Origin of the sequence: Tenuifilum sp., from assembly GCF_037481895.1 — a bacterium.
Lineage (GTDB): Bacteria > Bacteroidota > Bacteroidia > Bacteroidales > Tenuifilaceae > Tenuifilum > Tenuifilum osseticum.
The window spans coordinates 1-10,582 of sequence record NZ_JBBFKU010000035.1; the positions used below are offsets into that span (position 1 = coordinate 1).

Consider the following 10,582-nt stretch of genomic DNA (forward strand, 5'->3'; position numbering starts at 1 on the left):
AACATTAACAAATTGTTAAACCCCCGCAAACGTTTGAAACAAATTGTTTCATGGAGCAGTAATAACCTCAAGGATTTTTTGAGTGGCCCCAACGCCTGAATTTACCATTTGTTTTGCTTCACTTGCCGATAGCTGGTAGAAATTTTTATCGAAGAGCAGTAAGTTTAGTAAATCCACTAGCTCATCGTAAGTTTTAATAGAAAATCCTGCTTTACGGGCAATCAAATCTTTTGCCTCTTGGAATTTTTGAAAGTTGGGCCCGAATATTACGGGAATACCGTAAACAGCAGCCTCAAGGGTATTGTGGATACCCACTCCAAACCCTCCTCCTATGTAGGCAACATGACCATACCTGTAAATTGACGATAGCAGACCGATAGTATCAACAATGAGTATCTTTGCTTGCTTAACCTCTTCGGGGTTGGATTTGGTAAATCGAACAGCTGGAACTGGTGACTTCCCCATTATATCCTTTATATGCGCCTCCGTTACCTCATGTGGAACAACAACTAACTTCAAATCGGGGAACTTTGTTACTAAGGGTAAAATAATATCCTCATCTTTGGGCCATGTGCTGCCAGCCACAAGCACTTTATGGTTTGATGCAAAGTTTTCAACAATAGGGATACTCTTTGCATCGGAGGCTATTCTGGAAACCCTATCGAATCGGGTATCGCCAGTAATCATAACATTGGTATAACCTATGCTGGCAAGCAGATCCTTTGATTGTTGGTTTTGTACAAAAAAGTATGTGAATGCTTTGAGAAACTTGCGATACCATCCGCCATAGGGTTTAAAGAACACCTGGTCGGGTCGGAAAATCCCTGACACAAGGTAGGTTGGGATAATCTTTTTCCTAAGCTCATTGAGGTAGTGATACCAAAACTCATACTTAATGAAAATGGCCATTGCCGGATTTACCATTTTTATGAACCTGCTTGCATTGGAGTAGGTATCGAGTGGTAAGTAGAAGATATAATCGGCTCCGGAATAGTTTTTCCGAACCTCGTACCCCGATGGGGAAAAGAAAGTAAGCAATATTTTAGCATTAGGTTTCTTCTGCTCTATGGCCTCAATAACAGGTCTTCCCTGCTCAAACTCGCCTAACGACGAACAGTGTACCCAAATAATTTCGGAATTAGGCTCTATTTGACTTTTAAGTTTTTCCCATATCCCAACTCTGCCCCTATAAAAATGCCTTGCCTTGGTGTTGAATGCCGATGCGACAAAGACCAGCAATTGATAAAATCGAATTGACAGGTTGTAAAGAAATACCATATAAGATTGGTTCTATAAGTTCAGTCAAATATAGCTAAAGGTTAAACCCGTACCAAAAAAAATGCCGGCAAAAGCCGGCATGATATTCCTAAAGTTCTACACCCTCATCGGGATTGGAACCAGTATATTCCCTCACAATTCCCCGTTTTGAGTCCTTAATAAAGGATGTTACTATTTCGCGCTCAGGAGTGGCTTCCATATTCTCCTCAATGTAAGCTAATGCCTGGCTTACGTTCATACCTTTATTATAGATATTTCGGTATAGTTCCTGTATTGTTCCAATTTGCTGAGCGGTAAACCCTCTACGGCGAAGACCTACCAGATTAATACCAGCAAAAGTTAAAGGTTCACGTGCTGCAATAATAAAAGGAGGAATGTCCTTATTAACCTTTGATCCACCCTGAACCATAACATGGGCGCCAATACGCTCAAACTGATGCACTAGCACGTGTGCGCTTAAAATGGCATGGTCGTCAATTTCAACCTCACCGGCAATCTGGGTGCCATTGCCAATTATGATATTATTCTTTAGAATACAATCATGTGCAATATGGGAGTATGCCATTAGGAGACAGTTACTACCCACCACTGTTTTACCCCTTGATGCTGTACCCCGGTTCACCGTTGCGCATTCACGAATGGTGGTGTTATCGCCAATTTCGGCAGTGGTAATCTCACCTTTGAATTTTAAATCCTGTGGTATTGCAGAGATTACTGCTCCCGGAAATATTCGGCAGTTCTTGCCAATGCGTGCACCATCCATGATGGTAACATTTGGTCCAATCCATGTACCATCGCCAATTACAACGTCGCCTGCAATGTATGTGAATGGTCCAATGGTTACATCCTTGCCAATTTTGGCATCGGGATGAATAAATGCGTTGCTATGCTGTGTCATTATTCTTTAACTTTAGTTATTTGAGCCATAAGAATTCCTTCCATAACCAATTGATCGCCCACAAAAGCCTGTCCGGTCATGTTGGCAATTCCCCTGCGAATGGGTTCGTTGAGGAAGCATTTAAAAAGAATTGTATCGCCCGGAACAACTTTTCGTTTGAAACGAACCTGGTCAATCTTTAAGAAGTAAGTTAAATAGTTCTCCGGATCGGGAACAGTATTAAGAACAAGAATGCCACCGGTTTGTGCCATTGCTTCAACCTGAAGTACGCCTGGCATTACCGGTTCATCGGGGAAATGTCCCACAAAAAAGGCCTCGTTCATGGTAACATTCTTCATGCCCACCACGGTGGTACCATCCATGTAAAGAATCTTGTCAATTAATAGGAATGGAGGACGATGCGGAAGAATTTTCATGATCTGATTCACATCCATCAAGGGAACCCTATTGGGATCGTAATCGGGGGCAACAGGTTTTAGGCGCTCCTGCTTGTAGTGCTTCCGAAGAATCTTAGCAAATTCGGTGTTTGCTTTGTGACCTGGACGCATGGCAATAATTTTTCCCTTAATGCGAGCACCAACAAGGGCAAAGTCGCCAACCATATCGAGCAGCTTATGGCGTGCCGGTTCATTATCGAAATGCAGATCGAGGTTATTAAGAATACCTTCGGGTTTAACGGCAATGTGTGGCTTATTAAATAGATCGGCAATCCGGTCAAGCTCCTCCTGTGGAACCTTGTGCTCCATAACAACAATGGCATTCTCCAGGTCGCCACCTTTAATAAGGTTGTGTTTAAGCAACACCTCTAACTCATGGAAGAATACAAAGGTACGGCAGGGTGATATTTGTTCAGGGAACTCATCAATTGAGTTCATCTTGGCATACTGGTGGCCAAGCACTCTTGAGTTGTAATCGACCATCACATCGATGCTCAGCTTATCGTCGGGGTAAATGATTATTTCGATGTTGTTTTTTTCATCGGTATAAACCATTTTCTCCTTAATGCAAAGGTAGTTCCTCTCAGCACCCTGTTCAACTGTTCCCACCTTGGCAATAGCCTCCACAAAATACTTGGAGCTACCATCCATTATCGGCATTTCAGGTCCGTTAACCTGCACCAATGCGTTATCAATCCCCATACCGTAAAGGGCAGCCATCATGTGTTCAATGGTGCTAACCTTTGCATTTTTAACCGCAATGGTGGTTCCCCTTGAGGTGTCAATAACATTATCGGCAACCGCTTCAATTCTAGGCTGACCATCCATATCGGTTCGCTGGAATATGATACCGGTGTTAACCTCGGCCGGTAGTATTGATACTTCTACCTCGGCGCCAGTATGTAACCCCTTACCTGTCAAGGTAACCGCCTGTGCTATAGTTCTTTGTTTATCTGCCATTTTGATTAAAATTTCAGTTAAACGACAAAAAGGCGCATTTGAGCGCCTTTGCATACTGCTATTTATTAAGTTTTGATCGCAACTCTTCCACTACCTGCTCCAGCTCATGAATTTTATTCATCAGCTCAGGCAAATTCTTATACACAGCCATTGAGCGGCGTTGTTTGCCAATTTCATTGGCTGGGCTTCCTAAAACTATTACCCCGGGCTTTCTGATATCGCCCGAGATTCCAGCCTGTGCGCCAGCTTTAACCCCATCGGCAATTTTAACATGGGGGCTCACTCCAACCTGACCGCCAAACATACAATTTTTGCCAATCTTGGTTGATCCTGCAACACCTGTTTGGGCAGCCATAACCGTATTTTCGCCAACCTCAACATTGTGTGCAATGTGAACATGATCGTCAATCTTAACCCCTTTGCGAAGTATTGTTGACCCCATGGTTGCCCTATCAACCGTAGCATTAGCGCCTATCTCCACGTAATCTTCAATTATCACATTCCCAATCTGTGGAATTTTCTTGTAGTTGGTTTCCTCGCTCGATGCAAATCCGAAACCATCGGCACCAATAATAGCACCACTGTGGATGATACAGTTGCTACCAATAACACACTCCTCGTAGATCACCACACCCGGGTATAGAATAGTATTATCGCCAACTTTTACTTTGGGGCCAATGTAAACCTGAGGGTATACCTTCACATTGTTACCCAAAACAGCCCCTTCCGAAATATAGCTGAAAGCCCCTATGTAGGGGTCTTTCCCTATTTGGGCCGACTTGTGAATGAATGATGGCTCCTCAATTCCGCTCTTGGGTTGCTTTGACTGAGCATACAAGTTCAGAAGCGACGCAAAAGCCTCGTAGGCATTGTTTACCCTGACAAGCGTTGCCTCAACCGGTTGATCAGGAACAAAATCGTTATTTACCAGAACTATTGATGCCTTAGTAGTGTATATGTAAGGAATATATTTTGGGTTGGCCAGGAATGCAAGCGACCCAGGAAATCCCTCCTCAATTTTTGCCACTGTATGCACCTTCACGTTGGGATCGCCATCAACAGAGCCTCCCAAAAAGTCAGCTATAAGCTTTGCCGTAAATTCCATATTAAGTAATTGTAAACAATTTGCAAAACTAATTAATTTAATCTAAATGCCCCTAAGCTGTTTAGGATAACAAAGAAAAAATTTTTTGGTTTCGTCGGAAAGAGCTTTAGCGTTGAGCATGTCCGAGGCTATGGCAATATCAACTAGTTTTCCGTTGTTGTAAAGTATTTGAATTGCTTCCTCGCCAGGTTTATAGGCGTTAATGCTAATGGTGTCAGTAAAAACGAAATAATCAGAGAAATCAGCCAGATCAATATACTGCTTTCTAAATTCTGCCATCAACCGGCTTAGTCTTTGGCTATCAAAGCCTGTGCTATTCAACTCAACACTAGGCAAACGGCGATTAACAATCATGTTGGCAAGCTGTGAAAGGGTCTTATCGCCATGGTGTATCCACTGCTTTGCAGCAACCATAACATCATTGTCATCAATGTAGGCAAAGTGCTGAAGTGGAAGCGGAGCCTCCGGCATTTGGGGGTTTGGGAAAAAATCGGCTTTGGTTAGCTTGCTATTGAGCAAGAATAGTAAAGGCTCGTTACAGTAAATATCGTGACCCTGAAGCACTAGTTCTTTAGCCCTTTCCAGCAACTTGATTAGCACCTGCTCAGCAGCAACAACCGTTTTATGAAGGTATACCTGCCAGTACATAAGCCTACGGGCAATCAGGAATTTTTCAATTGAATATATACCCTTTGCTTCCACCACCAAGGTGTCGTCAACCACATTTAACATCTTAATGATACGTTCCGTACCAATTATCCCCTCGGATACACCAGTGTAAAAGCTATCGCGCTTAAGGTAATCCATACGATCCATATCCAGCTGTCCTGAAATAAGCTGGTGAAGGAAGTGGCGTGGGTACTTATCTTCGAATATTTCAATGGCAAGTGAAAGTTTGCCATCAAACTCCTTGTTGAGCTGGTACAAAAAGCATCGGCTTAAGTGTTCATGGCTGATATCGTTAGCAATTACATGCTCAAGGGCATGTGAGAATGGCCCGTGACCAACGTCGTGGAGCAGAATTGCTACGGCAGCAGCTTCGGCCTCGTTATCGGAAATGTCGAGCCCCTTGCTTCGGAGTGTTTCAATAGCAAGGTCGAGTAGGTGCATTGCACCAATGCAGTGCTGAAATCGGGAATGAACGGCTCCGGGATATACCAGGTAACTCAGTCCGAGCTGCTTGATGTTTCGCAAACGCTGGAAGTAGGGATGTTCAATAAGGTCAAAAATTAATGGGTGGCTTATGCTGATAAAGCCATGAACCGGATCGTTTACAATTTTTTTCTTATTAGTCCCATTCATAAAAAACTATCACCCCGGAGGGGTGATATATTGCTATACCAACTCAAAAAGGATTAGCCTTTAATTTCAACCAAATTAAAATCCACCTTGTTTATTAAAGCTTTATAGTCATTCCCAGCAAAGTAAATATCCTCATCATCCTCCTCAAAATACCAGTTAATGGTAACCTTTTTCCCAGTGTCAACTGCAAGCTTCTCAAACTTTTTCATGATATCAAAAATACGTTTTGAGGAGCTGGTGTTAAAGTACTCAAACTTCAGGTGTACAATTGTTTCGGGTTGAGGATTTGTTGCATATTCATCAATCCATCGCAGAATGGGTTGGTAAAAGTCGATTACATTTTCAGGAATCGATCGTCCCTCCATGCGAATAACACCAGTATCGGGATCGAAGTTCACGTATGGTGTTGTTGCCGTTTCTCTCAACTCGTACTTTTGCATAACCAAAAGTTTTATCACTAAAAAAACAAATATGCAAAAAAATTAGATACTATGAAAATTCCTGTAAAATTTGGTACTCATCGCCATGGCCATTTCTAACTATTGCATCCCAGTACCTATACGAAATTATGGCCTCAGTGCCCGTTTTCTTACTCCGGATTTTGACCTTTTTGAAGCGTTCCTTTTCCACATCAACCCCAATAAACTCAAAAGGCAGTTCAAATATTGACGCAAAATCGTGACCTAACTGAAGAATGGCATCGTCTTCAATTTCGTGCCGCCATTTTACTGATACCTGTGTTTTGACGCCATGAATCTCTTCGAGTTTACGAAAAATCTCACTTATGTACTTATTTGAGCTACTGTTAGAATACTCTAAAAAGATAATCACTTGGGTATTTGGCGAAGGTTTTTGGCAATAACCTTCAACCCACTCCAAAAGGGGTTGCCAAAAGGTAAAAGGATCTTCGGTAATTGAACGACCTTCTATTTCGAGAATTCCCTCATCGGAAAAATTTACGTACGGACAATCCTGTGTTTTTTCAATAAGTATTCCCATTCCTATGGTATTTTACCATGCCAATTAAGGACTATTGTCAAAAGTATTAAAAAAAAAGATCTAAAACAAGTGCATTTTTATGAACATCAACTTTTCTCAGGTTAAATACCCCTAGCAAAATTAATAATAGCCCTAAAGGAAAATAACCTTAGTCCAAAAACTATAAGTAAACTTGATGCAAGAGTTGCTATGAATCCCGTTAGGTTATTACCCACGGAGTATTGAATCATCAAACCAAAAGCCGAGTAAATTAAAATGTATAGAGATATTTTTAACACCGATGTTTTGCTTATTACACTCCCTTGACTACGAATAAAGAAAAAAGTTTGCAGTAAAGATGCTATTGCATTAGCTAAAAGGTTAGCCATGGCTGCACCAATCACCCCAAAACGCGGTATAAGGATTAGCATGGAAAAAAGGCTTACAATTACAGCACCAAGCGATATTCTACAAAGCAACCAAATTTTCCCCTTGGCTGTTAGAGCAGTTCCGAAAAGATATGATAATGCCACAAAAACAAAAGAGCCCATTAGTAAAACCAATGCTTTAGATGAAACATCGATATGCTCATGGTATAGAACGCTCATTACCGGACGGTTATAAATCATAGCTGGAACTGCAACGGCAACCACGGGAATTAGAATTAGGTTAAACGAAAAGTTAAATAATTCCGTAATATCTTCCTGGTTACTCATCATACGCGAGAAAATTGGAAGCATAAGCGCAGCAAACAGGTATGAGTACATGTTAAACGCATCAAATAACCTAAATGCCTGAGCATAAATGCCTGCCGAAACTGCTCCCTCAGGGCATAAACGTTCCACCATAACTGTATCGAGCCTACTGTAGAGTGTCATAAGAAGAACCAGCGCGGCAAATGGCAAGCCCTTTTTAATCAGCGTTACTATAGTAATCCTGTCAAACTCCCTGTAAATTGCAATGCTATATTTCCCTTGTAGCAACCAAATTGCAATAAATATTGCAACTACATAAGCTAGTGTTTGAGAAAGTGCAAACACCTCAACTGTTAATTGTGTATTAAGGTTTCCCCATAAAAGTAACGATACCAAAACTATAACAATTGCTTTATCCATAACACTTAACACGCTATCGGCCTTAAAAAGATGTAAGCCATTAAGGTTTGATCGGATAAAAAGTAATAGCGATGCTAAAAATTGGTTGAGTGTTAGCACGGCTAAAAGGACTATATGCCTTTTCCCAAAACCCAATGAAACCCCAATACCCAATGTAACCATAAAATACACCAATGCCAGCATCAACTTGATTACCAGCACATTTGTAAACTGTTGCGATATTAACTGTGGGTTGTAGCTGATTTCACGGTTATTGAAATTGGTTATACCAAGATCGAGTAAAAAATTGAAAAGAAGTGAAAAATTAAAGAGCGCAAAGTAGAAACCATACTCCTGAGCACCAAGTACAATTTGCACATTGCGGTCAATGGCAAATATCCAAAGCGGTTTTACTACCACATTTAAAAGCAAAAGGAAAATTAAATTGGTGGCAAATAATTTTCTCATTTATAGCAAGTATAGTAGCGCAAGATATTTTAAATGTAGCAAAATGCGATATGCAAAGCTCAAAAACATCTGTTTTTGTTAAAAAAAATTAATTGTGTTTTGTTGTTTACGTGAACTTTACTATATTTGCACTCGCAAACTGAATTGCGGGGTGGAGCAGTTGGTAGCTCGTTGGGCTCATAACCCAAAGGTCGCAGGTTCGAGTCCTGCCCCCGCTACAAAGAAGTAAACCCCGCCAATGGCGGGGTTTTATGTTTTAATTCCCTACTTAACCGATAATTCCAATTTTTACCGCATAAACTCCTGTTAATTTATTCACTCGCAGGTTCGAGTTCCCGCTTGGCGGGACTGGCTCTGCCCCCGCTACAAAGAAGTAAACCCCGCCAATGGCGGGGTTTTGTTTTTTTAATCCTCACCTAACTGCTAAATCCAATTTTTACCGCATAATTCCCTGTTGGTTAATTCACTCGCAGGTTCGAGTTCCCGCTTGGCGGGACTGGCTCTGCCCCCGCTACAAAGAAGTAAACCCCGCCAATGGCGGGGTTTTGTTTTTTTAATCCTCACCTAACTGCTAAATCCAATTTTTACCGCATAATTCCCTGTTGGTTAATTCACTCGCAGGTTCGAGTTCTCGCTTGGCGCGGGACTGGCTCTGCTCCCCGCTGTTAATAGGATGAAACTAAACAATAAGGGAAACTCAATTTGCTTAAATTCTATGGCTTAGTTCACCAATAAAAGAGTTTCTTAATTAAAGCCTTTGTCTATAAATATTAGCTGTTGATATTCATTTATTTCTGTACTATCAAACCAAAAAGTGATCTTATCAAATTCCAGACCCAACAGATTGACAAAACATAGAATATGCATTAACTTGACCAACCAAACTAAACCAACCACAGGCCATGAAAAAAATTCTATTTGCACTTATTTTGCTCGCAAGCCAAACAGTACTTGCACAGGAAACTGTAACCATAAAATTTATTAGACCATCAAAGGTTCAAGGGTCAGCTGCAAAAATCCGAATTATCATTAATGATAACGAATATGTTCTTAAAAATGGAACCGAAACCACGGTAATTATTCCTCACGATTACAGCAAACCTCTACTAGTTGAAGCATCGGCTGGTGGTACTCGTCAATCGTACAGATTGAGAGCTATTCCTAGCGAGAAGTATGTGTTTGAAACAGGTTTTGAGTTCAAAGGGATTTACCTGAAACTCCTTGAGGGGAAAGAGCTTGCAGTAGGAGAAGTGGTACATAAAGTAGATACTGCAAAAGCAGGGGGTGAAACCACTCTAAAAGTTGATAAAGATGGGCGAGCAGTGGGGTTTACCATTGAGCGGATTGATGAGTCGGAAGCCATAAGGCAGGAGTGGCTTTCACGGGGCGGAAGAATTAAAAACGAGTCAGTCCTTTTAACTGGAACTTACTTCGGAATGAACCTGAAGGATTTTGACACCCGCGTTGATGGTTACGGTGGGGGTATATCGGCCTACCAGAACTGGATTAAACTTAAAATTCCAGAGTTCAAATCGGGAATTTCAACCTGGAATAGTTTCAACTACGGATGGGGCATTGACATGCTGCTTTATAGGTACAAATTAAATATGGACCTTTCCCCATCGGAAAGTGTGGATATGTCGGTTCTTACCCTATCGTATCCCATCTCTGCAAACCTTGGTTGGACTTTTGGGATAGGCAAGTTTCTTGACCAAGGAAACTGGAAAGGGGTAGCACTAACCCTTAAGTATAAACCTTCAGTAACGCTAAACATGGTAAGCACTACCTCAACCATAAAAATGCCAGCACCACTAAACACCACCCAAACCGATTACAGCAGCGATACAAATGCAAGTATCAATCTAGGCGGTTTTGGCGTTGACTTTGAATTTTCAAACTTCACCGCAACAATGAATAGGTTAGCCCCCACCCCAAAAACTAAGTTCTCATTCTTTGTTTTACCGCCAGTTGGCGACACACCGCTATTTGTATCAATAAGTTTAGGTATCTCGTGGTACTCACGGTAGTTTGAGTAAATTGTAAAAAAAGACCGAACAATTGT

The 10,582-nt window shown here is 41.4% G+C and carries 9 protein-coding genes and 1 tRNA gene; 2 read left to right on the forward strand and 8 right to left on the reverse strand.

Features of this window, described 5'->3' with window-relative positions:
* Positions 1-48: 48 nt before the first annotated feature.
* From WHS63_RS10490 to WHS63_RS10525, 8 genes are all read right to left on the reverse strand, one after another.
* Positions 49-1,278, reverse strand: coding sequence for a 3-deoxy-D-manno-octulosonic acid transferase (locus WHS63_RS10490; RefSeq protein WP_445205064.1), 1,230 nt, complete (start codon positions 1,276-1,278; stop codon positions 49-51).
* An 88-nt stretch (positions 1,279-1,366) separates the two neighbouring features.
* The gene (gene lpxA, locus WHS63_RS10495; protein WP_445205065.1) at positions 1,367-2,176 is read right to left on the reverse strand and encodes an acyl-ACP--UDP-N-acetylglucosamine O-acyltransferase; all 810 of its coding nucleotides are present in this window, start codon (positions 2,174-2,176) and stop codon (positions 1,367-1,369) included.
* Positions 2,176-3,573 (reverse strand): bifunctional UDP-3-O-[3-hydroxymyristoyl] N-acetylglucosamine deacetylase/3-hydroxyacyl-ACP dehydratase, encoded by a 1,398-nt coding sequence (locus WHS63_RS10500; RefSeq protein WP_445205066.1) that lies wholly within the window; start codon positions 3,571-3,573, stop codon positions 2,176-2,178. Before WHS63_RS10500 ends, lpxA begins: the two co-directional genes overlap by 1 nt.
* Before the next feature lie 58 nt (positions 3,574-3,631).
* On the reverse strand, positions 3,632-4,678 hold the full coding sequence (gene lpxD / locus WHS63_RS10505; protein ID WP_369489529.1) for a UDP-3-O-(3-hydroxymyristoyl)glucosamine N-acyltransferase: 1,047 nt from the start codon (positions 4,676-4,678) through the stop codon (positions 3,632-3,634).
* A gap of 42 nt (positions 4,679-4,720) precedes the next feature.
* On the reverse strand, positions 4,721-5,980 hold the full coding sequence (locus WHS63_RS10510) for an HD domain-containing protein (RefSeq protein ID WP_445202383.1): 1,260 nt from the start codon (positions 5,978-5,980) through the stop codon (positions 4,721-4,723).
* Positions 5,981-6,033: 53 nt separating this feature from the next.
* Complete coding sequence (locus WHS63_RS10515) at positions 6,034-6,420, reverse strand: DUF1987 domain-containing protein (RefSeq protein WP_369489527.1); 387 nt, start codon at positions 6,418-6,420, stop codon at positions 6,034-6,036.
* Positions 6,421-6,469: 49 nt separating this feature from the next.
* Complete coding sequence (locus WHS63_RS10520; protein WP_369489526.1) at positions 6,470-6,979, reverse strand: DUF1987 domain-containing protein; 510 nt, start codon at positions 6,977-6,979, stop codon at positions 6,470-6,472.
* Between the two features lie 101 nt (positions 6,980-7,080).
* Positions 7,081-8,520, reverse strand: a complete 1,440-nt coding sequence (locus WHS63_RS10525) for a hypothetical protein (RefSeq protein ID WP_445205067.1) — start codon at positions 8,518-8,520, stop codon at positions 7,081-7,083.
* Positions 8,521-8,665: 145 nt separating this feature from the next.
* Here WHS63_RS10525 and WHS63_RS10530 point away from each other — a divergent pair.
* Together WHS63_RS10530 and WHS63_RS10535 are read left to right on the forward strand one after the other, a co-directional pair.
* A tRNA-Met gene (locus WHS63_RS10530) sits at positions 8,666-8,738 on the forward strand.
* A gap of 684 nt (positions 8,739-9,422) precedes the next feature.
* Positions 9,423-10,547, forward strand: a complete 1,125-nt coding sequence (locus WHS63_RS10535; protein WP_445205068.1) for a hypothetical protein — start codon at positions 9,423-9,425, stop codon at positions 10,545-10,547.
* Positions 10,548-10,582 lie beyond the last annotated feature (35 nt).

Bases quoted from the DNA above. Each gene is read 5' to 3' on its own strand.
- WHS63_RS10490 (WP_445205064.1), bottom strand. From the start codon at position 1,278: ATGGTATTTCTTTACAACCTGTCAATTCGATTTTATCAATTGCTGGTC.
- WHS63_RS10535 (WP_445205068.1), top strand. From the start codon at position 9,423: ATGAAAAAAATTCTATTTGCACTTATTTTGCTCGCAAGCCAAACAGTA.
- WHS63_RS10525 (WP_445205067.1), bottom strand. From the start codon at position 8,520: ATGAGAAAATTATTTGCCACCAATTTAATTTTCCTTTTGCTTTTAAAT.
- lpxA (WP_445205065.1), bottom strand. From the start codon at position 2,176: ATGACACAGCATAGCAACGCATTTATTCATCCCGATGCCAAAATTGGC.
- WHS63_RS10500 (WP_445205066.1), bottom strand. From the start codon at position 3,573: ATGGCAGATAAACAAAGAACTATAGCACAGGCGGTTACCTTGACAGGT.
- WHS63_RS10520 (WP_369489526.1), bottom strand. From the start codon at position 6,979: ATGGGAATACTTATTGAAAAAACACAGGATTGTCCGTACGTAAATTTT.
- WHS63_RS10515 (WP_369489527.1), bottom strand. From the start codon at position 6,420: ATGCAAAAGTACGAGTTGAGAGAAACGGCAACAACACCATACGTGAAC.
- lpxD (WP_369489529.1), bottom strand. From the start codon at position 4,678: ATGGAATTTACGGCAAAGCTTATAGCTGACTTTTTGGGAGGCTCTGTT.
- WHS63_RS10510 (WP_445202383.1), bottom strand. From the start codon at position 5,980: ATGAATGGGACTAATAAGAAAAAAATTGTAAACGATCCGGTTCATGGC.